Raw genomic sequence first — 26,138 nt, forward strand, 5'->3', positions numbered from 1 at the left:
TCAGGTTTAAAGTCAGACACAACCACAGGAAGTCAGAGCAATGAGTGAACAGTCATCACAGAGCGAGCAGCAATCACTGAGTATGATGTACGGCACCTATGCCGATGTCCTGTTTGTTCTATTTCCGTTTCTGGTGATCAGCATGCAGCGGCTCTGGGACGGCCAGCTTTACGAAACGCTGATGCGCGCCGACCTGAGTATTGCTGCGGCGATTCTGGCGGGCCTGGCAATCGGCAAGTTTGTGCTGGGGCTGGTGACCAACCGCGACCTCGGGCGCTATAAAGAACGGATTGTGTTTTTTATCGCGCTGACGCTGTTTGTGGTCCTGGGGCCGGCGATCATTCTGATGCTGAGCATTACCAGCAGTAGCGAGTTGCCAGGTTTTATCGCTTTTGTGCAGCCGGTGCTGCTGATTATTGCCATCTCACTCTACACGACGGCGGTGAGTATCAGTAACATCCTCACACGGTCCGACGAGGCGGCAGTCAAGGCATCCTCGCCCGATCAGATGTACGATGAGACAGGGCCCGCTGAAACCGGTGCCCAACAGCATGAGCCTCTGGCTATTCCGCCGCGGACTGGCAGCAAATAAGGTTGATGAACAGCGGGTTGACCATTTTTGGAGTCACGTTATGACTGAATTGAACATTCTGGTGGTTGAAGACGAGCAGGTCATGCAGCAGCGGCTGGTAGACATGCTTTATCGGGCCGGCGCCAGTCACGTGCTGGCCTGTGAGGATGCGGCGGGAGCCCGCAAAGCGTTCGCGGAAAGCCGCTTCCAGATCATTCTGCTCGATCTCGGGTTGCCCGATGGCAATGGTCACGAACTTATGGAAGAGTTCAAGGCGATCCACAAGGACCAGCATATTGTTCTGGTCACTGCAGACGATTCCATTGAAAGCATCCAGAAAGCGATCAGTGCCGGGGCCAACGGCTATGTGGTCAAACCCTATTCACAGGAAAAGATTCACGATGTGGTGAACAACTACGTGATGGTCCATGGGGATGAAGTTGAGGGGATAACGGGCCTGAATCGAAGGCATTGAGCCGGGCCTGTCTTCCCCCGTGTTCTGAGGTGATTTCTGTTTACGCGACCTGGCGCGCAATCCAGGAATTGTAGCGAGTGGCAAGTGCTCTGACGTATCGGGCCTCGGCGTCGCTCATGTTTGCCACGACCCCGTTCAGAATCCAGCCGCGCTCGTACAGACCCAGCACCCGCTGCTCATCGTTCAGATCCACTCTCTGATTGAATTTCTTGCAGATTGCGTCCAGCAGGGGACGTTTTTCCGGACAACGGATGGGTCCGGAGCGGGCGGCCGCCGGTTTGTTTGCCGAGCGATTTGCGATGTGTTTTTTCATAGCGCTCTCCGGCAAAAATCGATGAATTACTCTGCCAGTGTATGGCTTGCCGGAGTGTTTGCAAGGGGGTGCAGTCTGTGGATTCTACGCACTTGCTAGGCGCTGGGAGGGGCGCCGAGGCCCATGATCTCTTCCCAGGTTTTGTGCAGGATCATGGCGTCATTCGCCGCCCGATGAACGGGAAGACCGAGCCTGCCAATCACGCCCTGACGGTACTCGGACCAGTAACGGATCTGCTCCGAATCAAGCAGCATCGAGATGGATTCAAGCTGGAACTTCGGGCGCAGGTTGGCTGTCTTGAACAGGCGATGCAGCCAGAAGCTGTCGAAGGTCCAGGCATCGCAGAAAACCTGCCCGCTGAGCAGTTCATTCAGTGCGGCAGCCACTTCGGAAACCGGCGTGCCTTCCTGTTCGAGGGTTTCCCGGGAAATGCCGTGCACCTTCTCGGCACTGTCCGACCAGTCCAGCCAAAGCACGTGGGGCTGAATCAACCAGCTGTGCAGCTCGCCGTCGGGCATGCAGATGCCTACCTCAATCGGGTAGCTGGCAATGAGATCAAGGCTGGAAGCCTCGAAATCGATAAAGGCTGGATAGTTAATACTTGTCATTAGGTTTGTAATGGTTGATGTGCCGTTGACAGAGTTTAACTGCCTGTTTGACCAGACGCGAACCCATGCTCGCATTCGGCTGTTACAATACAACCTCGCAGTATAGATGGGGGCCGGCGGCCCCGGCGATGCGCAATAACCGGAATGCATTGATGACCAAGACCGTTGTAGTGATTTATTCAGGAGGCATGGACTCGTTTACCCTGCTTCACCGCGCGCTGGCGCAGGGGCTGAACGTTCATGCCCTGTCCTTCGATTATGGCCAGCGCCACGTCCGTGAGCTGGATTGTGCGCGCACGGTCTGCCAGTCGTTGTCGATTCCCCACAAAGTGATCGATATTCGCTCGCTCAGCGCGGTTATGGCGGGGTCGGCGCTGACTTCGGAAGCCGAGGTGCCAGAAGGCCACTACGAAGAAGACAGCATGAAGGCGACAGTGGTGCCCAATCGCAATATGATCCTGTTGTCCCTGGCAACCGGTTACGCCGTGACCGCTGAAGCCGACGCGGTCTGGTACGGCGCCCATGGCGGCGACCACGCCATTTACCCGGATTGTCGCCCCGATTTTGTGGAAAAAATGGACGCCGTCTGTCGCGTCGCCAACTATCAGCCGGTTGCTATCGAGGCCCCGTTTATGGGGTCTGACAAGGGCGCGATTCTGGCAGAGGGCCTGAGGCTGGGCCTGGATTACAGCCAGAGCTGGACTTGTTACAACGGCAGGGCCCGCGCCTGTGGGCGCTGTGGTTCCTGTGTCGAGCGATTGGAGGCCTTCGAGGCCAATGGGGTGAAGGACCCACTGCCCTATGAGGTGGACGCTTGATGTACCGGGTCAAAGAAGCCTTCTACACACTTCAGGGCGAGGGCGCCCAAGCCGGACGGGCAGCGGTGTTCTGCCGGTTTAGCAAATGCAATCTCTGGACCGGCCGCGAGAAAGACCGGGCCGGGTCGGTGTGTGATTTCTGTGACACGGATTTTGTCGGCACCGACGGCCAGAACGGTGGCCGCTTCGATACCCCGGAACAGCTGGCGGCGCATATCCGCAGCCTCTGGCCGGACCAGCCCGGTAAGCCCTATGTGGTCTGCACCGGCGGTGAGCCCCTGCTTCAGCTTGATCAGGCTCTGATTGATGCCTTTCACCAGGCGGGCTTTGAGGTGGGGGTAGAAACAAACGGCACCCTGCCTGCACCCCCCGGTATCGACTGGCTCTGTGTCAGCCCGAAAGCGAATGCGCCGGTGGTGATCGATCAGTGTGATGAACTGAAGCTGGTTTACCCACAGCCCCTGGCCATGCCAGAGCGTTTCACCGGCATGAAGGCGACGCATTTTTTTCTGTCGCCCATGGCCTCGCCGGCCCAGGGCATTGGCCAGAGCGATCCGGTAAAACAGAGCAACACCCGCAAAGCCACCGACTACTGTCTGGCCAACCCCCGCTGGCGCCTGACCCTGCAGATGCACAAGATCATTGGCATAGACTGAGGGCGCGGAACCGACTCGGGCTCTGGCCGGTCCAGCGCTTGAATGCCCGGGTGAAGTTGGCGGCGTCTGCATATCCCAGGGCATCGGCAATCTGCCCAAGGTTCATGGAGGTCTTTGCCAGCAGCTCCCTGGCCCTTTGCAGCCTAACGCCGTCGACCAGGGTCTGGAAACTGATGCTCTCGTCCTGCAGCCTGCGTTTCAGCGTGCGGTCGGATACATAGAGTGTGCCCGCCACGCGGGCCAGTTTCGGTGGGAAAGGGTGGCTGGTTTCAATGACCCGCCTTACCTTACTGGAGAAACCGGCGTCCCGGGTCAGCTCGTTCAGCGCCACCTCACACTGGGCTTCGGACGCGGCCGCCAGCTGCTCGTTGGAGAAACGGATGCCACTGTCCAGTTCTCTGGTGGGAATCACAATGGCGTCGTGGGCGGCACTGAATTCCACCGTCAGCGGAATGGCATCGCGGAACCGGTGAAAATGGGCGGGTTCCGGGCCACGGCGAAGAATTTTCGCGCCGGTCACGGTGGCGCCCGTAAGCTGCTCGCCCATGGAGGCAAAGCCGTAAAGCACAGCGTCCAGAACAAACTGGTTAAGCGCCCCCGCGTCCAGTTCGCTGGTAATCACGAATAGGGCCTGGTCCTCGTTTTGCCGGTGGCTGACGGACAGGTAGGGTGCCCGCAGGGTGAGAAACCGGGTGACCAGGTTCATCACATCCGTCAGTGAGCGGCTGCTCATCACCGCTGTGCCCAGGGCGCCGTGAAGCGGCAATTTCAGTTCCCTGGCCAGCAGAATCCCCAGGCCCGGTTCACCGCTTTCAATAACCGCCCCGGTAACAAACTCGTTGGCCTGAGCCTGGCTGACCCGCAGATCCAGAGAGTTCAGCCTTGTCGGGTCCAACCCTACCTTAACCAGCAGGGCTTTTTCGTCAATGCCGATACTCGCCAGCAGTTCTGCCAGGAGATGCAGATAGATGGCCGGCAGGCCCAGATCCTGTTTGGCGGTTGCGGGGGCGGTCATGTGTGTTCTCGCTTTACTGTTATTGTTGATCGGGGATAACCATTACGGGCCAGTATGACGCCCCCGGGCCATGGACCCCATGACATGGATGACGGGTCAACGGGTTAAGCGGGCCAATTCAATGCCAGGGAGCCGGCTCAGAGGGCCAGGTCGGTGTAAAGCGGGTTGTGGTCGGAGGAACGCCAGGGCGTGCCGATGGGGGCGGCCAGACGACCCTGGTAGTTGATAACGGGGAATTCGGCGGCATTCACCGGCCAGACGCCGGCGCCCACCACCTGCCCGAGCAGAGGTTTTGAACCCAGGCTGTAGTCCAGACTGCCCTTGCGTCCCTGATATTGGTAGCTGCTCTGCGGGCAGTCATCCCGCCGGCATTCATGGTGGCGGCGGACCAGATTGGTCAGCCCGGCGCTTTCCAGCCGCTGGATGGGCCACTCCCGGGCGTAGCTGTTCAGGTCGCCGGTGACCAGTGTCCCGGCGAATTCACCTTGTGTCTGCTCCGGTTCGGGCAATGTTGCCAGCCAGTCCGCCAGGGCTGAGGCGGCGTCGGTGCGGCGCCTTGCATAACATCCTTGACCGTCTCCCTGATCCCGGTCTGCGCCGCTTGCTCCGCCACAGGCTTTGGATTTCAGGTGTGGCACCACAATCCGCACGATTTTCTGCCTGTCTCCGGCAAGGGGCTGGAAAAGCTGGGCGATGGGCGGGCGCCCCCGGTACCGGAACAAGCCATGGTCGAATCGCCGGGGCTCGGCGACGGTTCTTACCCGGTCAGCGCGGTATAACAGGTCAGTACGAATGGCATCGGTGCCGGTGGCCCCGGGCGTGGCGACAAACTGCCAGTTTGGGCCCAGAGCGGTTGCAAGCTCAGCAATAGCGCTGGCCGGGCCATAATCGTCGTTTTCCATTTCCGCGGTGGCAATCACGTCCGGATCCAGGGCGGTCAGCGTGGCCACCAGTCGGGATTTTTGGGCGGCCAATTCGCTCTGGTTGCGGGCTCCCCGGCTGTCGGCAAAGCCTTTGCCGTTGCCATCGCCGTTGAAGAAATTTCCAAGGTTCAGCGTGACGACCCGCAGCGTTATTGAAGGGGATCGTTCCGGAGCCTTCGGCCTGGGATTCTGCTCCAAGTAACTGGGTTGGCGGGCGGGCTGCAGTCGCCATTGCCCGAAACGGAAATCGAGAATGCCGGTCAGCCCGGCAATCCGGTCGCCTGCTCTTACCGGTGTTCCGCTGGTCAGCAGCGAAGCGGGCCAGGGCAGAGGATCGGGGTTGCGTTTGCTTAGGCCATCATCCAGATACAGGCGGTTCAGGGCCTGCTGGCTGGTCATGGTCTCTGCGTCCGGACCTGGGGGCAGGATTTCCGTGGGAGTGACCTGGGGCTGGTCTGCCAGAATCAGCTCGCCGTAGCGTTCAAAGGAGTAATGGCCGATCAGGGTAAGCGGCTGGCGTAGGACCACACGCATGTTCTCAAGGTGTTCCGGCGGCTGCTGGCCCGGCCAGGGAAGTTCGATGGTAGTCGGCTCGGGTAGAGGCGTTGGACCACAAACCGTCAGTTCCGACACCCGGGTTAGCTCGGTCAGACCGTGGTATTCCTTGACCTGGCCTGTGACCCGAACCCGGGTTCCGATGGCGCCGCCAGCACGATCCGTGTAGATGAACAGGGCCTCGGAGGTTTGCGGGCTGTTATCAGCCTGGCTGTCTGCCTGTTGCAGATAGAAGCCGCGCCAACCGTTCGGCTCGCGGGAATCGAGGGTGATGACCCCTTCCACTGTGACGGTGCTCCCGCTCAGGGGAGAGGAATCGCCCCCGCCCTGAACTTCTGATACGGGCAGGGCGTCGGCTCCACAACGGGCATGTAGGTCGCCGGACAGAAGCAGAGCCCCGGCCAGCAGACCCGTCATCAGGTGGCGGATCACGGGGATGGTTAGCTCAGCCCCGCAACTGCCTTGATAGCACGCTCGCGGGCGGATTCGGCAATGCCGAGCTGCTCTTCGTTGACCAGTTCCAACTGCTGGGTCATCGGGTCAGGATGCTGATGATCAAGTCCCAGCCCCATCCGCGACATAACGTAAGGTGCCAACGCGGCGCGGGTGCCAAACTCGAGGCGATGGTCCTGCATGCCATAGTCGGCGGCCACGATCTCTTGCTGATCAGGGTTCAGACGGCTGTCCGGCATCAGCACAATGGCAATCTCGCGATTCCAGTCGGTGTCCTGGTTGATGGTGTTGCGGCTTTTCTGGCGCAGAACTTCTGGCGTGCCACGGAAACGGCTCAGGGCAAAATCCAGGAATTCGCGGTTTTTATCGCACCAGGCCCGCACGTGCCAGCTGTTACCTACACACACAAGGGTATGCGGCTCCAGTGACTGATGCTGGGTCTGGGCGGGACTTAGGGATGCGTAGTCGGCTTTCATGACGCGGCCCTGCCGGGTGGCAGCAATCACCGCGCGCATCACTTCAGGGCGGATAATCCGCTGCGGACCGCGTACAATGGTGCTTTCCGACACGCTCAAGTCGAGGGATTCAAAAGTGCTGCTGAGGCTATCCTGACGGGACAGCAGGTCCTGGTACTCGGAAACCTGGCCGGTGGTGACCCGGGGCTTGAATTGGCTGGATGGAACATAACCTTTCAGGTGCCGGTCATACACCAGGTTTCCCGGTGCCAGTTCCCTCAGGTAGGTGTTGATATCTTTTGAAGCTTGCTGGCGTCCGATGCCAAAGCTATGGCAGATATGATTTGTGGTGAGTCGTCCTTCCCACAGGGCAATAATCTCTATCAGCCGGTAGCGGAGCAAAAGATCCCAGCGAATGGGCCAGTCCGTTTTTTTCATAGCCAAACGCTCGCGGTTAGCGTGAGTTGCTCGATGTTGTGAATTGCATTAAATGATTTACATCATTTCTTTGTCTTAAAGGAATCACGGCCGCAATCCAGTGCAGCCATCTTACCCTCGTTCATTAAGAGGGTCTGTTACGACAGGTTAATGTCAAATGATGTTAAATCCTGTGCTCCTCTTCTCGCAAGGGCTAATGAGGATTTCGGCGAATGCCTGGCGGGCTTTGCTGGCGCGGAACCGGTTAGGCTGCTTTAATTCCGGTCATGGTCAGCGTCCGGCGCTGCTTTGTACAATTTACGATTTTTTAACGACGCATCCAGCACCGGAGCCTGACTGATGACCCGAATGGTCACTTCGCTTTCTGCCCTCATACTCAGCATCGTTTTGCTGGTCAGCGGCAATGCCTTTCTGATGACTTTGCTCGGCGTGCGGCTGAGCATTGAATCTGTCTCCGCGGACATTATCGGCTGGATTCTGGTCTGTTACTCCATCGGCTTTGTGCTGGGTACGCTTTACGTACACCGGATTATCAGCCGGGTTGGTCATATCCGTACGTTTGCCGCGTTTGCAGCCATGGCGGCGGTGTGTTCGCTGCTCTATCCCATGGCGGTGTCAGAACCTTTGTGGGCGATTCTGCGGGGGCTTTCCGGTTTCAGTGCGGCCAGCGTGCTGGTCGTTATCGAAAGCTGGTTCAGTGCGCGGGCGACCAACGCCAATCGCGGCACCCTTTTCGCCATCTATCAGATTGTTTTCTATACCTCGGTAGCTGGCGGGCAACTGCTGATCAACGTGGGTGAGCCGTCCTCTTTCGTTCCGTTTTCACTGGCAGCTGTGCTGCTGGCGATTGCCCTTATACCCCTGGCTCTGACGCGAATGGAAGCACCCGAGGTTGGTCCTATCGAGCGTTTATCTTTCTTTACTCTGGCGCGGGAGTCGTTTACCGGGGTGTCCGGAGCCCTTATCTGTGGCGTACTCATCGGCTCTTTCTATGCCCTTGGTCCGGTGTACGCCACGCTGGCGGGCCTTGAGGTCAGCCGGGTGTCCACCTTCATGGCCAGTGCCATTGTCGCAGCCATGGTCTTTGCCTGGCCTTTGGGCCTTCTCTGCGACCGGTTTGATCGTCGCCGGGTGATGTTCTGGGTAGCGATGACCGCAGCCGTTGCGTCTGGGCTTGTCGTGGTTTTCGGCGCTGAGCGGTTATGGCTGCTAACGCTTCTTGTGGCGATTTTCACCGGCCTTTCTGCCACGCTTTACCCGATTGCGGTGGCCATCACCAATGACCGCATGGCGAGCAATCGTATTGTGGCTGCCAGTGCAACGCTGCTGCTCAGTTATGGTGTCGGTAGTGTTATCGGACCTATTGTCATGGCTCAACTGTTGGCCTTTCTGGGGCCAGACGGGTTGTTCATGGGCAATGCCGCCTTCCTGGTGCTTCTGGCATTGGCAACCAGCTATCGCATTGCCAGCACCGAGGATGTGGCCGTGGCGGATCAGGAGCACTTTGTGCCTGCCATGCCCGAAAGCTCTACGGCTCTGGTGGAGATCGATCCCCGTAACGAGGCATTTCATGAGGCCCAAGAGACCCCGACTTCAGAGCAGCCGGGCACCCCCTCAGAGCGCGCCAGCTAGGCGCGCCTTCCCCTCTCCCGCTTTCTTTCGGTAATCACGGGTTTGTTTACGAAACAGAACCTGTTTTTATGACAATTGTTAGCTTACTATTAGTGCCTTTAATCGCCGGAGTATCGAGTATGAGAGACGAATTTCCATTTGCGGTTGCCCGGGTAACCCGTCGGTGGCGCAAACTCCTGGATGAACGCCTGAAAGATCTGGGCGTTACCCAGGCCCGCTGGACTACCATGGTCTATCTGCAAAAGGGTGGAGAAGGTCTTACGCAACGTGAACTGGCGCGTCTGATGGCCATCGAGAATCCGACACTGGTACGACTTCTGGACAGCCTGGAGCAACAGAATCTGATCGAACGCCGTCCCTGTCCCAATGACCGGCGTGCCCGTCGTCTCCATCTGACAGAGGCTGGAACCTCCTTCATGAACGTGTTGAATGAGCGCGCGGCAGAGCTGCGGGAGGAAATGCTGGACGGCCTTACCGACGATGAGATCGGCGACGCCCTCAAGATTTTCCACAGAATCCTGGATAACGCCGAAAAACAACGCTAACCCGCCCCTTCTCAATCGCTGTCCGGAAGCCGCCGCCACATGAAGACGAATGACAATTCGGTCGAGGGTCTGAGGGCCCGGTACGGCGAGCGTTGGCGCTGGCTCGCCGTTGCCACCGTGATGCTGGGCACCATGGCGACGGTGCTCAGTGCCACGGTGGTGAATGTCGCCCTGCATGAGATCATGCTGGAATTCGATATCCGCCAGGGCCAGGTCCACTGGCTAGCCACCGGCTTTATTGCGGCGATGACCACCACCATGCTGACCAGCAGCTGGCTGCTTGATCATTTTGGCCTGCGTATCACTCTGGGCACGGCCATGGCCCTGTTCAGCGTTGTATCGGTTCTGGGCGGGTTTGCCGACAGCCCGGAACTGCTGATTCTCGCAAGGATTGTCCAGGGCGCGCTGGCGGGGCTGATGCAGCCCATGGGCATGTATCTGGTCTTCCGTATCTTTCCCCGGGAGCGACGGGGCCGGGCCATGGGTATTTATGGCATGGGTGTGATTCTCGCGCCCGCTCTGGGGCCGGTTCTGGGCGGATTTCTGGTGGATGAACTGGACTGGCGCTACGTGATGTTTGCTCCGGTACCGGTCACTGTCCTGGGCGTGTTTATGGCGTGGCGCTTTCTGCCCCTTCCGCCAAGCCGTCCCGCGCCCTATCGTTTTGATCTGCCCGGCCTGGTTTTGCTTGGTCTGACCATTGGTCTGAGCCTGGATGCACTGAACCGGCTGCAGCACGGTGTCGATAGTGGCCTGCAGGTGATGGTTGAAGGCGTCATTGCCCTGACAACCCTGACCCTGTTCGTGCGTCGGGAGCGACGAACGCCCCACCCCTTGATGAATGTCAGGCTTTTCCGCCGCCGCAGCTTTCTGTTTGCCAATCTTGGCGCCGCGGCCCTGGGGCTGGCGCTTTTCGGTTCTACTTATCTGGTGCCACTGTTCGTGCAGACGGCTCTCGAGTTTTCTGCCACAGAGGCGGGCCTTCTGATGTTGCCGGCGGGCCTGGTGCTGGGCATGACGTTTCCTATCGCCGGCCGTCTGGCGGACCAGCGTAGTGCTCGGAGCCTGGTGCTTTTCGGTATCGGTATGTTCGCATTGTCGGCCATGCTGTTCGCGATGTCTGATGTCACCCTGGCATTTGGTTGGCTGGCGCTTTGGACCGTGTTCGGGCGCATCGGGCTGGGTTTCATGTTGCCGGCGCTGTCGACCGGTGCCCTGAATCCACTAGAGCCCCATGAGCTAGGCGCGGGTTCCAGCACAATCAACTTTACCCGCCAGCTCGGTGGTGCCTTTGGGGTTAACATGGTTGCCCTGACCATCGAATACGGTGAGCACAGTGGTGGCATACCCACCATCGGCGCATTTCATTCTGCCTGGTGGCTGGTGGCCGTGTTCGTAGCGGTCGCTGCCGTCCCGGTATGGAAGATGCGAACCTAGCTGAAAGGGTGCTAGTGCCGCCAGCGGGAAGAACGGTTATCATGTGAACAAACGTAGTATGTGGAACAGTACCCGGAGTTGTATCTGGAACAGTCGAATGATCAATAGATTTCTGACAGCCTGCCTGATGACGGGCCTGCTTGGCCTGAACCCCGGTCTGGCCATGGCGGAATCCGGCTCGAAGTCGATTCAGTCGCCCGACAACGGCGGTGCCGGCCAGCCCACGGCTGACACGCCAAGAAAGCCGCGGGTCCCCCTGTTTAACGTTGACGGGGATCTCGCCGGGCAGCTTTCGGTGATGACCACCGAATATGAAGATACCTTTGCTGGCATTGGCAATCGGGTAAGCCTGGGGTATCTCGAACTGGTCAAGGCGAATCCCGGTGTTGACCCATGGTTACCCGGGGACGGCACCACTATTACCCTGCCCCGTAAATACATCATGCCGGACGGGCCACGTGAAGGTATCGTCATAAATCTGGCCGAGTATCGCCTGTATTACTTCACAGACGGAGGGGTTGAGGTGTATCCGGTGGGAGTTGGTACCGAGGATAACCCGTCACCAGTAACTGACGCCCAAGTGACCATGTCGCTGAAATCACCGGCCTGGTACCCGCCGAAAAGCATTCGTGCCGAATACGAGGCCATGGGCGAGTATCTGCCCAGAATGATTCCTCCGGGCCCGGACAATCCGCTTGGGAATTATGCCCTGATGCTCAGTGCCGAAGGCTATCTGATCCATGGTACCAATAAACAGTTCGGTGTGGGGATGCAGGTCAGTCATGGTTGCTTCCGCATGTACAACGAAGATATCGGCTGGCTGGCCTATGAAGTCAGCAAGGGCACGCCCGTGCGTGTCATCCGCGAACCCGTCAAAATCGGCATGCGGGGCAATGAAGTGTGGCTTGAAGTCCATCGCCCGGAAGAAATCTACACTACCGAGGACCGGGAAGAACTCTGGCAAACGGTTTCCCGGAAAATCGACGCTCTTCGCGAGCGGCTCCCCGGGCTTCAGGTAAAGCGAAGCGCCATCGAAAACGCCGTTGAACTGGCCGATGGCCTGCCCCGCATGGTTGGCGAACAGCCACCGCAACTCGCCGCTGAAAGCGCCACCCCGGACCGCAGCACCCCCAATGGCCCCGGTATCCCCCAGCAACTCTGGTTCTGACCCGGTCCTCGCAGAAAGGTAAACCGCGCTTCTATCCACTATGATTGTGACAGGGGTTCCGATGGATATCGGAGCCCTGCCTTGGCTACCTTTTCAAATGCCGGGAGGATAGATGCTGACGAATCCGAACTCACAGACGTCCCGCTCCGGCAGGACCGGTCGAATTCTTTTTTGGGCGCTTCTGCTGGCGACAGGTCTGGCTGTTGCCTCCGGGCTGTTCATACAATTCGTTCATGCCCAATCGTCGGACGCACCCACCGGCCGTGTGCTGACCATTGACGGGGCAATCGGCCCCGCAACCATGGATTATCTGGTGCGTGGTATCGAACAGGCGGAAGCCGAGGGGGCCGAACTGGTGGTGATCCGGCTGGATACACCGGGCGGCCTGATGGCCTCCACCCGGGATATCATCAAGAAGATTCTGGCCTCGAAAGTACCCGTGGTGACCTGGGTTACTCCAGCCGGGGCGAGAGCGGCCAGTGCCGGAACCTACCTTCTCTACGGCAGCCATGTGGCCGCCATGGAACCTGCCACCCACCTGGGTTCCGCAACCCCCGTGCAGATGGGTGGTTTGCCTGGCTCGAACGGGTCCGAAACCCAGCCAGAGAGCGAAAGCGAAGACGGTTCAAAACCGTCAGCATCCGATTCAAAGCCCGAGTCCGCGGAAAAAACGCGCGGGGGTAGCGCCATGGAGCGCAAAGTCCTTGAAGACGCTGTTAGCTACATCCGGGGTCTGGCAGAGCGGCATGGCCGCAATGCCGACTGGGCGGAAGCGGCAGTGCGTGAAGCGGTTAATCTCAACGCAGACGAAGCGCTTGAAAAGAATGTGATAGACGTGGTGGCGGCCAGCCTGCCGGAGCTGATGAGCAAGATTGACGGATCCACCATGGTCATGAGCGATGGTGAGCGAATCCTGAATACAGAAGGCATTGATCTGCAGAACACAGATCCGGACTGGCGTACCAAGCTACTTTCAGTGATTACTGACCCCAACGTCGCCTATTTCCTGATGATCATCGGCTTTTACGGCATTGTCTTCGAACTGGCGAATCCGGGCTCGATTTTCCCGGGTGTGATTGGCGCTATCTGTCTGGTGCTCGCGCTGTTTGCCTTCCAGGTGCTGTCCGTGAACTACGCAGGCCTTGCGCTGATTCTACTTGGGCTGGCATTTATTGTTGGTGAGGCCTTCATGCCCAGCTTCGGCATTCTGGGTATCGGCGGGATCGTTGCGTTTGTGACCGGCTCCATCATCCTGATGGATGGCAGCCACCAGGATATCTCTTTGCCCACCATAGGCGGAACTGCAGCGGTCGCCGGCGGATTTATTCTATGGACAGTGATTCGGTTTGTGGGTTTACGACGTAAGCCGCCAGTCAGTGGTATTGAGAACAGCGCCCATGAGCCGGCCACTGCCCTGGATGATTTCCAGCCGGAGGACGGCGGCTATCGCGGACATGTGCGTTTCAGCGGCGAGCGCTGGAACGCTGTCAGCAATCAACCCGTCAGCTCCGGCCAGCGCCTGGAGGTGACGACCGTCGAAGGACTTACGGTCCATGTGACCAGAGCGAAAGCTGAAAAGGAGGCATCATGAATTCATTCGAACTGATTCCCTATGTTGTTCCCGCAGTAGTTCTGCTGCTGATACTTGGCTCCGCCATCAAAATCCTGCCGGAATACGAGCGAGGTGTGGTGTTTTTCCTGGGCCGGTTCCAGGGTGTAAAAGGTCCAGGGCTGATCATTGTCATTCCAGTGATTCAACAGATCGTAAGGGTCGATCTGAGGGTTATTACCCTGGATGTTCCGAGCCAGGATGTCATCTCCAAGGATAACGTAACCGTCCGGGTGAACGCGGTGTTGTATTTCCGGGTGGTTGATCCTGAGCGGGCGATCATCAGGGTGGAGGATTTCGGCTCGGCGACCAGCCAGCTGGCGCAGACCACGTTGCGCTCGGTGCTAGGTAAGCACGATCTGGACGAGATGCTGTCAGAGCGGGACAAACTCAACTCGGACATTCAGGAGATCATTGATGCTCAAACCGAGGAGTGGGGTATCAAGGTCGCCAACGTGGAAATAAAGCACGTGGACCTCAACGAGTCGATGATTCGCGCTATTGCGCGACAGGCAGAGGCGGAGCGTGAACGCCGGGCTAAGGTCATTCATGCGGAAGGTGAGCTGCAGGCCTCGAAAAAGCTGGTGGAGGCAGCCGATGTGATGTCGACGAATTCCGGAGCCATGCAGTTGCGCTATATGCAGACTCTGGCGGATATGAGCACTAACAATTCGTCGACTATTGTCTTTCCGTTGCCCATTGAGATGATGTCGTCGTTCATGGGTCAGTCGAAGCCGTCGGCGCCGTCAGAAAAGAACAAGGAGTGATCAGCACGACCGTCCAGGCACAAAAAAAGGCCGGTAAGAACCGGCCTTTTCCTTGCAATACTCAGCCTTACTTCTGGCTGGCACGCTCGAGCATACGCTTGGCGCGCTCGTTAGCTTCCTGAGCTGCTTTCATGGCAGCTTCGGCTTTTGACAGAGCTTCGTTAGCTGTCCGCTCGGCGGAGCGAGCTGTGCTGGAAGCGCTGTTAGCGGTGTTCAGTGCATTTTCAGCAGTGGATTCAGCTGACATAGCTGTTGAATTAGCTTCTTCTACAGCACCGTCGTTGGTTGACGCACAACCTGCTGTCAGTGCGGTAGCCAGTGCAAACCCTGCGATCGTAATCTTACGCATTCTGTATTCCCCTTATTGGTCGTCTTATTTCCTGCTTTCAAAAAGTCTAAACCGTAAACTTCCTGTCAACGAGGGTCCGACGGCCAAATGCCACCGGAGTCGTCAAACAGTGTAAAACAGTCTGAACGATAATGTTAACTAGGGATACGTAAAATTCCCTGCCCTATGACAACAACTTAATAATCCGTACATAGTAAGTACAGGTAAATAACGCACCCGGTAATAGATTACGGGTCAGGGCAGGATCCGGATTGGTGTGCCATCGGCAACCAGACGCCAGATTTCGTCGATTTCCTCGTTGCTTACTGCGATACAGCCGTCGGTCCAGTCCAGCCCTTTATAGGCGAACCCCATGTCGTCTGCGTCGTTTGGCAGGCCGTGAATCATGATGTTGCCGCCGGGGTCCAGGCCCCAGGCCGAGGCCATTTCCCGATCATTTTCGTTGGGATAGGAGATGTGGATAGACTTGTAGTAATCGCTGGCGGCGTTGCGCCAGTCCAGCGTGTACTCACCTTCCGGCGTGCGTTCGTCGCCCTCATAAAGTTTGTGGCCGGAGGGGTTGTCTCCCAGGCCGATACGATAACTGCGGACAACCTCATCACCGTCAAGCAGGTACAGGCGGCGCTCGGCCTTTCGCACCAGAACCTCGGTGACCTTTGCCGGACCCGGCGTGAGCGTGGTATCCAACATGGCCAGCTCAGTGGCAATCACCGGGCGGGTCGACAGCATCAGCCACACAAAGAAAAGCCCCATAGCAGATGCCAGGGCAGTCGAGCGTCTTAATGATCCGGAGTGAAAACGGGTGCGTTTCGTCATAATTGTGGGGTTAGATTAAACTTTACTCATGTTATAGCACAGGTATTTTGCTGGCCAAACCAGTGATTGTGCGGGATTTTGTTAAGAAGTTTGTCCGCTGTCCATTTTCAGGCCGACTTTGGTTACCCGGTCTGCCTCCGTGGCCCGTGCGACCAGAACCACCGGCCCCAGTACCACCTTGTCACCGATGACCGGATGGCCCTTGGTCCTGCGGGCAAAGCACTCTGCCAGTGACAGTTCCGGCGGCAGTTCATCGAATTCAATGCCGTAGACCTGCTCAACATCCCCCAGCAGTGCGTCGCCATTGAGCACGAAATCCCCGAAGAATGCCCGCTCGGCCAGGTAGGTCGGGGGCTGGCGGCCACTGAGCGCACGGCCCAGTTCCGGCACTACGTCGGGCGTTGCAAACATGGCAATCACGTCGCCGGCCGACACATCCATGTCAGGGCTTGGCGGAAGGCAGGCGCGGTGGCGGAATACGCCGGCCAGTGCCGTGTTCTCCGGAAGGCGCAGCTGCCCCAGCGGACGCGGTACTTCCCAGGAGTCGCCCCGCAACGGGAAAAGCATGAGCTCGTGATCACCTGCGGCGGGCACGTCCAGCGGAAGCCGCCGGTAGGGATCCTCACCGGACGGTACTTCCAGCCTGAGTCGACGCGCCAGTGGTGCCATGGTGGTGCCCTGGACAACCAGAGACACCAAAACAATGAAGAATGCGATATGGAAGATCTGTTGCGCGGATGGCAGATCGGCAATGACCGGAAACAGGGCCAGTACGATCGGCACAGCGCCACGCAGACCGACCCAGCTAATGAAGCCCAATTCCCGGCGGTTGAATCCGAAAGGCCAGAGCGTCATCAGTATGGCGGCCGGTCGGATAACAAAGATCAGCGCGATTGCCAGAATCAGGCCGCCGCCGGCCAGTGGCAACAACTCCGACGGTGACACCAGCAGCCCCAGCATCAGAAACAGGCAGAGCTGCGCAAGCCAGGCCAGGCCGTCGTGAACCTGCAGAATCATCGGCATCATCCGCACCGGCCGGTTACCGATCACCACGCCGGTCAGATAAATGGCCAGGAACCCACTGCCGCCCAGTTCGTTGGTGCCGGCAAATACCGCCAGACCTGCTGCAACCACCAGTAGCGGGTAGAGGGAAGGGGTCAGCCGGGACCGGTTGGCCAGGTTGACCACGACAAATCCGCCCAGCACTCCGATAACACCGCCGATGCCGAACTGTTTTATCAGCAGTATGAGTGACCCCCAGCCTTCGGAAACGCCGCCGGAATCAATCATGGTAACCAACATCAGCGTCAGAAAGATCGCCATCGGATCGTTACTGCCGGACTCAATTTCCAGGGTGGCGCTGACCCGCTCGTTCAGGTGCAGCCCCCGCCCCTGAAGCAGCGAGAACACGGCGGCCGCATCGGTAGACGAGATGATCGCGCCAATAAGCAGTGCGGTAAGCCAGCCCAGATCAAACACCCACCATGCCACGAGGCCGGCGCCCGCTGCGGTCAGGAAGACCCCGGCTGAGGCCAGGACCAGTGCCGGGCGAAGGCCCACCCGGAAGGTTTCTGCCCGGGTACGCATGCCGCCGTCCAGCAGAATGACCCCGAGGGCCAGGTTGGCAATGGTGAAGGCCAGTTCGAAATTATCGAACTGGAGCCCGCCGGGGCCGTCCTCGCCCATCATCATGCCGACAATCAGGAAAATCAGCAGAACCGGCATACCCAGACGGCTGGACAGGGGGCTCAGCAGGATGCTGATAACCAGCATCAGGGCACCGATCAGCGTCAGAGTGGCGTCCATACGGGCTCCGGGTCAGTGCAGCTTTAGCTTCGGGTGCATGGCCCGGCTGACCCGATCCATCAGCCAGATAATGCCGGTTCGTAACACGCCGTGAAGCGCCACCTGATGCATTCGATACAGGGAGGTATAGAAAATGCGCGCAACCCGGCCTTCAATATACATGCTGCGGCCGGACAGGTTGCCCATCAGGTTGCCAACGGTGGTGTAACGGCTGAAGTTGATCAGTGAGCCGTGATCCTTGTAGATGAAAGGTACGGGTTCCCGGCCTTCCAAACGGTTGCAGAGGGATTTGAACAGCGTGTCTGCCTGCTGGTGGGCGGACTGGGCCCGGGGCGGTACCGGCAGTTCGGAGTTCGGCTGCGGGCACTCGGCGCAGTCGCCGAATGCAAATATCTGGTCGTCGGTGGTGGACTGAAGGGTCTGCCGTACCCGGATCTGATTCCCCCCGTTGGTTTCCAGGCCTTCAAGCTTTGACAGGAATTCCGGGGCCTTAATGCCCGCAGCCCATATGGTCATTTCCGAGGCCAGCTCGGTGCCGTCTTTCATGATGACGGTAGAGTCGGTGATCTTGCTGACGGGCTGACCGGTCAGAACGCTGACGTTCTGGTGTTCCAGTTCCGCCGTGGCCGCGGCTGAAATCCGCTCCGGCAGTGCCGGCAGAATGCGCCGGGCTGCCTCGATGACCGTGATCGACACATCCGAGGGGCGCAGATGATTCATGCCGTAAACTGGCAGTTCCCGGGAGGCAAGCCGAAGCTCAGCTGCCAGTTCCACGCCCGTGGCCCCGGCCCCGATGATGGTGATTGGCAATTCGTGGCTGGTGTCGCAGTCGGCCTGGTGATTTTTTCTGAGAAACGCGTTCAGCAGCTGGTTATGGAAGCGCCGGGCCTGCGGCAGGCTGTCGAGGAAAATGCAGTGCTCCTGGGCGCCGGGGGTGCCGAAATCATTGGCGTTGCTGCCAACGGCCATCACCAGGGTGTCGTAGTGAATATGCCTCTCCGGCACCACTTCATTACCCGCCTCGTCGAGGAACGGGGCAATGACCACATTGCGACCGATCTGGTCCAGATCCGCCATGCAGCCGAGCTGGAACTCGTAATGATGTTTGCTGGCATGGGCCCGGTAATTGATTTCATTGGCGTTGGCATCCAGTGAACCGGAGGCTACTTCGTGAAGCAGGGGTTTCCAGACGTGGGTCAGCCCCGAATCCACCAGTGTGATGCGGGCTTTGCCTTTCTTGCCGAGTTTGTTGCCCAGCCTGGTCACCAGTTCCAGGCCGCCAGCGCCACCTCCGACCACAACAATATGATGCAGGTTTTCCATAACGGGTACGTCCTGTTCACGAAAAGATAAAAAAGAAACTTTTGATCAATGACTTACCCGGTAAGGCTCCAGCAGGGCTGCCATGTCGTCGGCCAGTTCGGACACAGAACGGGCACTGGTTTCACGCTGGGCAAAGGCGCGCAATCCCATGATCTGTGCCTGAACCAGCCGCGCAAGGCGTTCGCAGTCGGTATCCGGTTTCAGCTCGCCCCGCTCACGGGCCCGTTTCAGAGCGCTGGCGATGGACTGCTCGATGCCGTAAAGCAGCTCATTGGCCTGGCTGGCAATATTGTCGTGTGTGTAGCTTGCTTCCAGCAGGGTTTTTACCAGCATACACGCCCTGGATGGTTCGGGGCTTTCCGGGCAGCAGGCAAGGGCGATATCCCGCAGATAATCCTGCAACGAATCAATGATTGAACCCTGTTCGCTCAGCAGCCCGCCCAGCACGCTGTTGCCTTTTTCGACATAGGCATCCAGCGCTTCACTGAAGAGTTTGTCCTTACTGCCAAAGGTCGCGTAAATGCTGCCGGGGCGCATGTCCAGGGCCTGCTCGATCTGTTTCATGGACGTGGCGTGGTAGCCGCGTTCCCAGAACAGGTGAACGGCTTTTTCCAGCGCGGTCTGTCGATCGTAGCGTGCGTTTCTGGCCATGGTACTGCTCATCGGTGGCAAATCTGAGAGACCCTAACTATAACTTGAACGAACGCTCAATAATAGCTGGGGCGACAGTGGGACCTGACGAAGCACTCAGGAGCTCTGGAGGGAAAACTCAGCTTAAGCGAATCACTCTCGCCATCAGTCTCCGCCAGTCGATGGGCAGAACGTCTTCCAGCCCAACCAGGCGGGGGTCCCGGTTGGCGGGCAGCTCAAAAGGCTGCTTGCTGCCGTAGATTACGGTGTTGTTGGTTTTGCTTTTGAAAGCCAGTACCACCGCGAACTCCCCCTGAAGCTGTCTGAAAAACGCCCCGTTAAGATCCGGCGTGCGGTGGTAATTCAACGCTATCCAGCCGCTGTCGGACAGAACCCTGCTGCATTGTTTGATAAACTCCCGCTGAACCTGGGTTGGGCTCATTCGCTCGGCGCTGTACATGTCCGCCATGATGAAATCCGTATGGCCATCGGGTAAGGCATCCACAGCATTGCGGGCGTCTTCAACCGTCACGGTAAGACGAGGGGAGTCAGACAGATCGAAATACTCGCGGGCCACATCGACAACACTTTGGCGCAGTTCCACCGCATGAACCTGGCACTCAGGCAGCGTGTGCAGCAGCGCATTGGCGACAACGCCGCCGCCAAGGCCCAGAATGGTGACGTGCGCAGGTCGGTGGAAGGCCACTGGCAACAACATCGCGCGGCTGTATTCATGAACCGGCAGGTGCGGCCGACGCCGCGCGATCTTGCTCTGTTCGAAAACCGAATCGAAGGTCATCACCCGATGTTTGCGATAATCGATGACCAGAATGCCGCCAAGATCATCCCGGGCAAAGTGAATAATGTTGCCTTTCAATACCAGTGTCTCCGGTGAATGTGCTATGAGCGTCGAGCCATTTTCTGCCCTTGCCTGCCCTTTGGACGGCAAACCGCTGAATCCCGATTCTACAACCTGGCGTTGCCAGGATGCCCACAGTTTCGACGTGGCCAGGCAGGGCTATATAAATTTGCTGCCCGTGCAGAATAAACGTTCTCTGCAGCCCGGGGACAGCAAAGAAATGGTCGCCGCCCGCCAGCGATTTCTGAATGCCGGTCATTACCTGCTCGTGGCAGAGGCTGTGCGTGACTCGGTTATTCGTGCTTTTGCCGGCAATTCAGGTGTGGTTTCCTGCCTCGATGCCGGCTGTGGCGAAGGCTATTACCTGCGGGAACTGGCTGCGGCCGACAATGGGCTGGCACTGTCCCTGATTGGCCTGGACATCTCCAAATGGGCGACCCTGGCCGCGGCAAAGCAGGACAAACGACCCCGTTGGCTGGTTGGTAGCAACGCTGGCCTGCCTATACTGCCCGGCACCCTGGACTGCATTCTCTGTCTTTTCGGTTTTCCCGTTTACAACGAATTTGCCCGCGTGCTGAAGCCGGGCGGGATGCTGATTCAGGCAGACGCGGGCCCGGACCACCTGAGGGAATTGCGGGAGATTATCTACCCGGCACTGAAATCTGAAAAGCCGGCGATGGAGCACGAACCAGAAGGCTTTTCCATCGCCGGGACGGATACCCTCAACTTCCCGCTGACGCTGACCCACCCGGAGGCCATCGCCGACCTGCTGGCAATGACTCCCCACTTTTACCGGGCGCCGCCTGAAGGACGAGAGAGAGCCGCAAGCTTGGAAATGCTGACGGTTACCATCCAGGTAAACCTTATCCAACGGCAGCGCATCTGAATTCCAATGGGCGATCGCCCGATCGGTTACTGATCCGCCCCGGCTTCCAGCAGGCATTCGACCAGGTCCGTGCGCTCGGCCATGGTCGCCACCATCAGTGGCGTCTGTGACTGATGATCCGGTAAATTGGGATCGGCTTCCCGGTCCAGCAGCATCCGGGCCGTCTCCGTGTGCCCGTTCTGGCAGGCCAGCATCAACAGGGTCTCGCCGTTGTTGGTGCGGATGTCTACCGGCACGCCCGCGTCGAGCATCACATTCAGGGGCCCGGTGCCACCGTTACGGGCCAGCTCGAAAAGCCCCTGTAGAAACGCAACGGCGTCTTCGTCTTTCTGGTTGTCCGGATTGCTGGGCTGGTCTGTTTTATCGCGGCTCATAGTGTCTCTTTATGTTGCTCTGTTTGCTTTCATTCTGGCTCGGGTTTGCAGGGGATTCTGGACAGACCCACAACACCACTGTTAAAAACATGGTAACAGCGAAGTAAAAACCAATCAGGGCTCAGGAGATCAGCAAGGTGGATATTACAGTCCGAGGCATTGAAGAAGGCCAGCCGGTACCCGAGGAGTTTGCGTTCGGCGTATACAGTGAGCAGGACCACATGAGTTTTGGCCCCAACAAGAATCCGGAAGTGATCTGGGACAAGGCGCCGGAAGGCACCAAAAGCTTTGTGGTCATGATGTTTGACCCCGACGTGCCCAGCGTCGCAGATGACGCCAACCAGGAGGGGAAAGTCGTTTCGAAGGACATTCCCCGGGTGGATTTCTTTCACTGGCTGCTGGTGGATATTCCCGCCTCCACTTCCCGCATTCCCGAAGGGGAAGACAGTGACGGTGTCATGCCCAAGGGCAAGGAGCCGGGCCCTGGTCCCATTGGTATTCGTGGCGTGAACAACTTCACCCAGTTTTTGGCCGGTAATCCCGACATGGCCGGCACCTACGGCGGCTACGACGGCCCCTGCCCGCCCTGGAATGATGAGATCATTCACCACTACCACTACGAAGTGCATGCCCTGGATGTGGAAAGCCTTGGCCTTGACGGGGAGTTTGACGGCGCTGCGGTTCGCGACGCCATGAAGGGGCATGTGCTGGATAGTGCACGTGTCACCGGTACCTACACCCTCAATCCGGATTTGTTCTGAGCGGCCGATTATGTAACAAATCGGCGGTCTCCGGGTCTGTGCTGACAGCCTTTATTCACTCACAGACCAGGAGTTGCCATGCGCTTTATCCGACTCACGGGGTTCACCGCCCTTTTATTGGTGTTCTTTGCGGGAGCCGCCCGGGCTGACGTGAATCCACAGCTCTACGAGCCCTACCAGAAGCTACTTGACCGTTTCCTGATCGAAAAGGATCTGCCCGGTGGTGGCCTGGTTTCCGCCTTCGATTACCGGGCCGCGTCGAATGACGGCAACACCCTGAAGTTGCTCTCGGACCAGCGCGAAGCCCTTGCCGGGTTTGATCCCTCCCGGCTTGGCGGAAAGCTGGAGTCGGTTGCCTTCTGGATCAACGCCTATAATTTTTTCATGGTGAATCAGTTACTGACGGAGCAGCCGGATGGCGAGCTGGTGGCGTCGGTGTGGGATTACGGTGGCCGCATCAACCCCTTTGTAGACAGCGTGTTTCAGCGCGAAAAGTTTGTGGTCGGTGGGGAGAAATACAGCCTGGACCACATTGAAAAAGGCATTCTCCTGGGTGCTGACTATGCCGACAAAGGCTGGAAGGACGCCCGGGTTCATTTTGCGGTGAATTGCGCGGCCGTGGGCTGCCCGCCGCTACGCCAGGCGATTTACACCGCCGACAATCTTGAAGATCTGCTGGCAGAGAATACCCGCCGGGCCTTTTTAACCGACTACCACTTGAAGGTCGAGGGTAAAATTCTTTACGTCACTGAACTGTTCAAGTGGTATGAAGATGACTTCAAAGAGGCTGCCAGATCCCGCAAAGCGTTTATCAGGGAATGGGTGGATTCGGCCCTGGCAGAGCGTGTGACGCAAACGTCCTCCGTGATGTTTATTGATTACGACTGGTCGCTTAACAAGCCGTCCAACTTTCCGGAATTTCGATAGTCTCGAGGTGGGATATGAAAAAGGTATGCGCAGTTATGGGGGTAGGCCCGGGCAACGGCGAAGCCTTTGTGCGGCGGTTCAGCGATGAGGGCTTTCAGATAGCGATGCTTGCTCGCAGCGAAGACTACCTGAAACAGCTTGAGCAATCGGTATCCGGTACCCACGCGTTCCCCTGTGACCTGATGGAGCCGGGGCAGGTCACTTCGGTGCTGGCGGAAATCGAGTGCAGGCTCGGGCCGGTGTCGGTCATGCTTTATAATGCCGGTGGCGGTGTGTTCAAGAATGTGGAAGAAGCCAGCCTGGATGACTTCGAAGCCAACTGGCGCCTGAATGTTCAGGGCCTGGTGGCCGCCACCAAAGCGGCCTTGCCACAGCTTCGCCAGCACGATGCCTCCAGCATTATCGTTACCAGTGCTTCAGCCGCTACCCGGGGCCGGGTCAACACGGCGCCCTTTGCTTCCGCCAAGGCCGCCCAGCGTAGTCTTGCCCAGTCCCTGGCCCGCCAGCTCGGCCCGGAAAAGATTCACGTGGCCAATGTGGTGATTGACGGCGTGGTCGACCTGCCCCGCACCCGCCAAATGCTTCCGGACAAACCGGATGACTTCTTTGTGCAGCCGTCGGCAGTGGCTGACGCTGTCTGGACACTCAGCCAGCAGGATCCGTCGGCCTGGACCTTCGAGCTGGATATCCGCCCGTTCGGGGAAAACTGGTAATTCACGTTCGCGTTTTCGGAAGCCATTTATACCGGGTTGGTGGCCAGAATCTTCTTCAGAAAGTCCTGCGTCCGGGGATCCTTGGGGTTGTAGAAAATCTCGCTGGGCGGTCCCTGTTCCACAATCCGGCCGCCGTCGATAAAGATCACCCGGTCGGCGACATCCCGTGCGAAGGACATTTCGTGGGTCACCACCATCATGGTTTGACGCTCAGAGGCCAGCTGTTTCATCAGTCCCAGCACTTCTTCCACCCATTCCGGGTCCAGGGATGACGTGGGTTCATCGAACAGGATGACCTCGGCCCCCGTGGCCATGGCGCGGCCAATGCCCACCCGTTGCTGCTGCCCGCCGGACATGGCCGCCGGATAGGCATCCGCCTTATCGGCCAGTCCGATCTGCTGCAGTATCTCGCGAGCTCGTTTGTACGCTTTTTCCTTGGGCCATTTGTCCACCACCAGAAGGCGCTCGGCGATGTTCTGTAAGGCGGTCTTGTTGGCGAACAGCGCGTAGTTCTGGAACACGAAGGCGGTTCGCCGCCGCATGGACAGGATGTCTGAGCGGCTGGCCTTGCGCACATCCACCGTCAGGTCGCCCACGGTCATGGTTCCGGCGGTGGGCTGTTCCAGAAAATTGAGGCAGCGCAGTAGGGTGGATTTGCCGGTGCCCGACGGCCCGATGATCACCACGATCTCGCCTTTCTCGATGGCCAGATCAATACCGTCGAGAACGACCGTGTCGCCAAATTGCTTGCTCAGTGACTCCAGTTTGATCATCGGCTATAGGCCTTGTTCAGGCGGATTTCCAGGTAGTACTGAAGCTTGGACAGCATTTCTACCACGATCCAGTAGATAACGGCGGCCACGATAAAGGCTTCAAAATACAGGAAGCTGCCGGCGGCTTCCTTCTGGGTGGCCCCCATCAGCTCGGTGACGCCGAGGGTAAATGCCAGGGAGGTGGCCTTGATCATGTCGATGAAGTAGTTCATCAGGGTGGGCAGCGCTACCCGGGTGGCCTGGGGCAGGACGATCCGGCGCATCATCTGGCCGTTGGTCATGCCGATGGACAGAGCCGCTTCGGTCTGGCTGCGGTCAACGCCCACAATGGCGGCGCGGATGGATTCCGCCATATAGGCGGAAAAATGCATGGTCAGGCCCATGATGGTTGCCGTGACGCCGTCTATCACCGTCAGCCCGCTGGCCAACTGAGGCAGCCCGTAATAGAACAGGAACAGCTGCACCAGCAGTGGCGTACCCCGGAAAAAGGAGATGAACACAATGGTCAGCTGGTTGAGGACCGGAATGCCCAGTACCCGAACCACCGCAAACAGGCAGGCAAGGATCAGCGCAAGCGCCATCCCCGTGCCTGCCAGCTGAAGGGTCAGGGGCAGATACCCGAGCAGTACGGGTATCAGCCCCACCATATAGTCGACGTTTAACACGTCCATAGGCAGTCAGGCCTCTGTTGGGCCCTCAGGGCCGGGTGATGTCGGTGCCGAACCACTTCTTGGAGATGGCTTTCAGCTCGCCTTTATCCCGCAGAGAGGCAAGGGCCTTGTTCACCTCGTCGCGAAGTTCGCGGCCCGCCTCGGTATCCCGGAACGGGTAGGCGTTGGTGATCTGTGAGAAGGTGGGGCCGGCCAGCTCAAGCGGCAGTGGCTTTTCCTTGATAATCTGGCTGGCGCTCACCCGGTCCATGACGAAGGCATCGACACGGCCTAGGGCGGTGTCGCGCTCAAGATTGCTTTCGTAGGTCTTGATATCGATCTGATCGGCGTAGGGAAGCTCCCTCAGCAGCGCTTCGAAATTGGAGCCCAGGTTCACCGCGACCGTCTTACCCTTCAGATCTTCCACGTTTTCGACTTCGGTATTGCCTTTTTTGGTGACCACCTGGGCGCCGTCATAGACGTAGGGGGCACTGAAGATATAGGCCTTTTGCCGGTCCTCGGTGATGGTGATCTGGTTGGCTACGGTGTCGATGCGACCGGATTCCAGCATGCCCATCAGTCCGGAGAAGTTGGCAGTTTCAAACTGGATTTCACGGCCCATCTCCTCGCCGATCGCCTTCATGATGTCCACGTCAAAGCCCTTGAGCGTGTCCTGCTCCACAAAGGTGAACGGGAAGTACTGGCCGGACATGCCGACTTTCAGCGGGTCTTCCTGGGCCAGCAGAGGAGCGCTGACGACCAGTGAAATCATCAGCAAAGTATTGATTAATAGTGTTTTCATAAAGCCTCCTTTGATATGCATCCTACCTGAA

29 protein-coding genes are annotated in these 26,138 nt (G+C 58.4%); 14 read left to right on the top strand and 15 right to left on the bottom strand.

The genetic code is table 11. The features are described from left to right. The first annotated feature begins 40 nt into the window (after positions 1-40). Positions 41-592 carry a hypothetical protein gene (locus tag FPL19_RS07950; protein WP_150911911.1) on the top strand — a complete coding sequence of 184 codons (552 nt, stop codon included), beginning with the start codon at positions 41-43 and terminating at the stop codon, positions 590-592. 40 nt (positions 593-632) lie between these two features. Further along, positions 633-1,046 (top strand): response regulator, encoded by a 414-nt coding sequence (locus tag FPL19_RS07955; RefSeq protein WP_150911912.1) that lies wholly within the window; start codon positions 633-635, stop codon positions 1,044-1,046. 40 nt (positions 1,047-1,086) lie between these two features. On the opposite strand, the gene FPL19_RS07960 is transcribed toward FPL19_RS07955, so the two are convergent. Together FPL19_RS07960 and FPL19_RS07965 are read right to left on the bottom strand one after the other, a co-directional pair. Next, entirely contained in the window at positions 1,087-1,359 is a 273-nt protein-coding gene (locus FPL19_RS07960; protein ID WP_150911913.1) for a hypothetical protein, read from the bottom strand. A 95-nt stretch (positions 1,360-1,454) separates the two neighbouring features. After that, positions 1,455-1,967, bottom strand: a complete 513-nt coding sequence (locus tag FPL19_RS07965; RefSeq protein ID WP_150911914.1) for a 3'-5' exonuclease — start codon at positions 1,965-1,967, stop codon at positions 1,455-1,457. A 152-nt stretch (positions 1,968-2,119) separates the two neighbouring features. Between FPL19_RS07965 and queC the strand changes: the two genes are divergently transcribed. Together queC and queE are read left to right on the top strand one after the other, a co-directional pair. Next, the gene (gene queC / locus FPL19_RS07970; RefSeq protein ID WP_150911915.1) at positions 2,120-2,785 is read left to right on the top strand and encodes a 7-cyano-7-deazaguanine synthase QueC; all 666 of its coding nucleotides are present in this window, start codon (positions 2,120-2,122) and stop codon (positions 2,783-2,785) included. Continuing rightward, positions 2,785-3,441, top strand: coding sequence for a 7-carboxy-7-deazaguanine synthase (queE, locus tag FPL19_RS07975; RefSeq protein ID WP_150911916.1), 657 nt, complete (start codon positions 2,785-2,787; stop codon positions 3,439-3,441). Before queC ends, queE begins: the two co-directional genes overlap by 1 nt. Here the strand turns inward: queE and FPL19_RS07980 are convergent. The 3 genes from FPL19_RS07980 to FPL19_RS07990 all read right to left on the bottom strand — a co-directional run bounded on the left by FPL19_RS07980 (position 3,425) and on the right by FPL19_RS07990 (position 7,280). After that, positions 3,425-4,456, bottom strand: a complete 1,032-nt coding sequence (locus FPL19_RS07980) for an AraC family transcriptional regulator (RefSeq protein ID WP_150911917.1) — start codon at positions 4,454-4,456, stop codon at positions 3,425-3,427. The genes queE and FPL19_RS07980 overlap by 17 nt on opposite strands. 137 nt (positions 4,457-4,593) lie before the next feature. Continuing rightward, positions 4,594-6,351 (bottom strand): ExeM/NucH family extracellular endonuclease, encoded by a 1,758-nt coding sequence (locus FPL19_RS07985; RefSeq protein WP_225314333.1) that lies wholly within the window; start codon positions 6,349-6,351, stop codon positions 4,594-4,596. A gap of 23 nt (positions 6,352-6,374) precedes the next feature. Next, positions 6,375-7,280: a WYL domain-containing protein gene (locus FPL19_RS07990; RefSeq protein ID WP_150911918.1), complete on the bottom strand. Its 906-nt coding sequence runs from the start codon at positions 7,278-7,280 to the stop codon at positions 6,375-6,377. Positions 7,281-7,619: 339 nt separating this feature from the next. Here FPL19_RS07990 and FPL19_RS07995 point away from each other — a divergent pair, with 339 nt between their 5' ends. The 6 genes from FPL19_RS07995 to FPL19_RS08020 all read left to right on the top strand — a co-directional run bounded on the left by FPL19_RS07995 (position 7,620) and on the right by FPL19_RS08020 (position 14,438). After that, on the top strand, positions 7,620-8,912 hold the full coding sequence (locus FPL19_RS07995; RefSeq protein ID WP_150911919.1) for an MFS transporter: 1,293 nt from the start codon (positions 7,620-7,622) through the stop codon (positions 8,910-8,912). A gap of 119 nt (positions 8,913-9,031) precedes the next feature. Then, positions 9,032-9,457 (top strand): MarR family transcriptional regulator, encoded by a 426-nt coding sequence (locus FPL19_RS08000; RefSeq protein ID WP_150911920.1) that lies wholly within the window; start codon positions 9,032-9,034, stop codon positions 9,455-9,457. 39 nt (positions 9,458-9,496) lie between these two features. After that, positions 9,497-10,894, top strand: coding sequence for a DHA2 family efflux MFS transporter permease subunit (locus FPL19_RS08005; RefSeq protein ID WP_150911921.1), 1,398 nt, complete (start codon positions 9,497-9,499; stop codon positions 10,892-10,894). A 163-nt stretch (positions 10,895-11,057) separates the two neighbouring features. Then, positions 11,058-12,062, top strand: coding sequence for a L,D-transpeptidase family protein (locus FPL19_RS08010; RefSeq protein WP_150912446.1), 1,005 nt, complete (start codon positions 11,058-11,060; stop codon positions 12,060-12,062). A gap of 112 nt (positions 12,063-12,174) precedes the next feature. Continuing rightward, the gene (locus FPL19_RS08015; protein ID WP_150911922.1) at positions 12,175-13,653 is read left to right on the top strand and encodes an NfeD family protein; all 1,479 of its coding nucleotides are present in this window, start codon (positions 12,175-12,177) and stop codon (positions 13,651-13,653) included. Beyond that, positions 13,650-14,438: a slipin family protein gene (locus tag FPL19_RS08020; protein ID WP_150911923.1), complete on the top strand. Its 789-nt coding sequence runs from the start codon at positions 13,650-13,652 to the stop codon at positions 14,436-14,438. The genes FPL19_RS08015 and FPL19_RS08020 overlap by 4 nt, the downstream gene beginning before the upstream one ends. Before the next feature lie 67 nt (positions 14,439-14,505). On the opposite strand, the gene FPL19_RS08025 is transcribed toward FPL19_RS08020, so the two are convergent. The 6 genes from FPL19_RS08025 to FPL19_RS08050 all read right to left on the bottom strand — a co-directional run bounded on the left by FPL19_RS08025 (position 14,506) and on the right by FPL19_RS08050 (position 20,245). Further along, positions 14,506-14,787, bottom strand: coding sequence for an Lpp/OprI family alanine-zipper lipoprotein (locus FPL19_RS08025; protein ID WP_150911924.1), 282 nt, complete (start codon positions 14,785-14,787; stop codon positions 14,506-14,508). A 234-nt stretch (positions 14,788-15,021) separates the two neighbouring features. Then, a complete protein-coding gene (locus tag FPL19_RS08030) occupies positions 15,022-15,540 on the bottom strand; it encodes a L,D-transpeptidase family protein (RefSeq protein WP_150912447.1) in 519 nt (172 codons plus the stop codon). Positions 15,541-15,684: 144 nt separating this feature from the next. Next, a complete protein-coding gene (locus FPL19_RS08035) occupies positions 15,685-17,409 on the bottom strand; it encodes a potassium/proton antiporter (protein ID WP_150911925.1) in 1,725 nt (574 codons plus the stop codon). 12 nt (positions 17,410-17,421) lie between these two features. After that, positions 17,422-18,732: an NAD(P)/FAD-dependent oxidoreductase gene (locus FPL19_RS08040; RefSeq protein ID WP_150911926.1), complete on the bottom strand. Its 1,311-nt coding sequence runs from the start codon at positions 18,730-18,732 to the stop codon at positions 17,422-17,424. 45 nt (positions 18,733-18,777) lie between these two features. Next, positions 18,778-19,383: a TetR/AcrR family transcriptional regulator gene (locus FPL19_RS08045; RefSeq protein WP_150911927.1), complete on the bottom strand. Its 606-nt coding sequence runs from the start codon at positions 19,381-19,383 to the stop codon at positions 18,778-18,780. Positions 19,384-19,501: 118 nt separating this feature from the next. Next, positions 19,502-20,245, bottom strand: a complete 744-nt coding sequence (locus FPL19_RS08050; protein ID WP_150912448.1) for a spermidine synthase — start codon at positions 20,243-20,245, stop codon at positions 19,502-19,504. A 19-nt stretch (positions 20,246-20,264) separates the two neighbouring features. On the opposite strand from FPL19_RS08050, the gene FPL19_RS08055 reads away from it, so the two are divergent. Then, complete coding sequence (locus FPL19_RS08055; protein WP_150911928.1) at positions 20,265-21,107, top strand: putative RNA methyltransferase; 843 nt, start codon at positions 20,265-20,267, stop codon at positions 21,105-21,107. Positions 21,108-21,133: 26 nt separating this feature from the next. Here FPL19_RS08055 and FPL19_RS08060 read toward each other — a convergent pair whose 3' ends face one another. Further along, a complete protein-coding gene (locus FPL19_RS08060) occupies positions 21,134-21,481 on the bottom strand; it encodes an ankyrin repeat domain-containing protein (RefSeq protein WP_150911929.1) in 348 nt (115 codons plus the stop codon). A 137-nt stretch (positions 21,482-21,618) separates the two neighbouring features. Here FPL19_RS08060 and FPL19_RS08065 point away from each other — a divergent pair, with 137 nt between their 5' ends. The 3 genes from FPL19_RS08065 (at position 21,619) to FPL19_RS08075 (ending at position 23,882) form a co-directional block, all read left to right on the top strand. Next, a complete protein-coding gene (locus FPL19_RS08065) occupies positions 21,619-22,242 on the top strand; it encodes a YbhB/YbcL family Raf kinase inhibitor-like protein (protein ID WP_150911930.1) in 624 nt (207 codons plus the stop codon). Between the two features lie 78 nt (positions 22,243-22,320). Then, positions 22,321-23,169 (top strand): DUF547 domain-containing protein, encoded by an 849-nt coding sequence (locus tag FPL19_RS08070; RefSeq protein ID WP_150911931.1) that lies wholly within the window; start codon positions 22,321-22,323, stop codon positions 23,167-23,169. A gap of 14 nt (positions 23,170-23,183) precedes the next feature. Beyond that, the gene (locus tag FPL19_RS08075; RefSeq protein ID WP_150911932.1) at positions 23,184-23,882 is read left to right on the top strand and encodes an SDR family NAD(P)-dependent oxidoreductase; all 699 of its coding nucleotides are present in this window, start codon (positions 23,184-23,186) and stop codon (positions 23,880-23,882) included. Between the two features lie 26 nt (positions 23,883-23,908). Here the strand turns inward: FPL19_RS08075 and FPL19_RS08080 are convergent, their stop codons facing one another. The 3 genes from FPL19_RS08080 to FPL19_RS08090 are packed head-to-tail and all read right to left on the bottom strand — an operon-like array spanning position 23,909 to position 26,107. Continuing rightward, positions 23,909-24,655, bottom strand: coding sequence for an amino acid ABC transporter ATP-binding protein (locus tag FPL19_RS08080; RefSeq protein ID WP_150911933.1), 747 nt, complete (start codon positions 24,653-24,655; stop codon positions 23,909-23,911). Further along, positions 24,652-25,326, bottom strand: a complete 675-nt coding sequence (locus FPL19_RS08085) for an amino acid ABC transporter permease (protein ID WP_150911934.1) — start codon at positions 25,324-25,326, stop codon at positions 24,652-24,654. Before FPL19_RS08085 ends, FPL19_RS08080 begins: the two co-directional genes overlap by 4 nt. Positions 25,327-25,351: 25 nt before the next feature. Beyond that, positions 25,352-26,107: an amino acid ABC transporter substrate-binding protein gene (locus FPL19_RS08090; RefSeq protein WP_150911935.1), complete on the bottom strand. Its 756-nt coding sequence runs from the start codon at positions 26,105-26,107 to the stop codon at positions 25,352-25,354. Between the last annotated feature and the right edge of the window lie 31 nt (positions 26,108-26,138).

Source organism: Marinobacter halotolerans, assembly GCF_008795985.1.
GTDB classification, from domain to species: Bacteria; Pseudomonadota; Gammaproteobacteria; order Pseudomonadales; family Oleiphilaceae; genus Marinobacter; species Marinobacter halotolerans.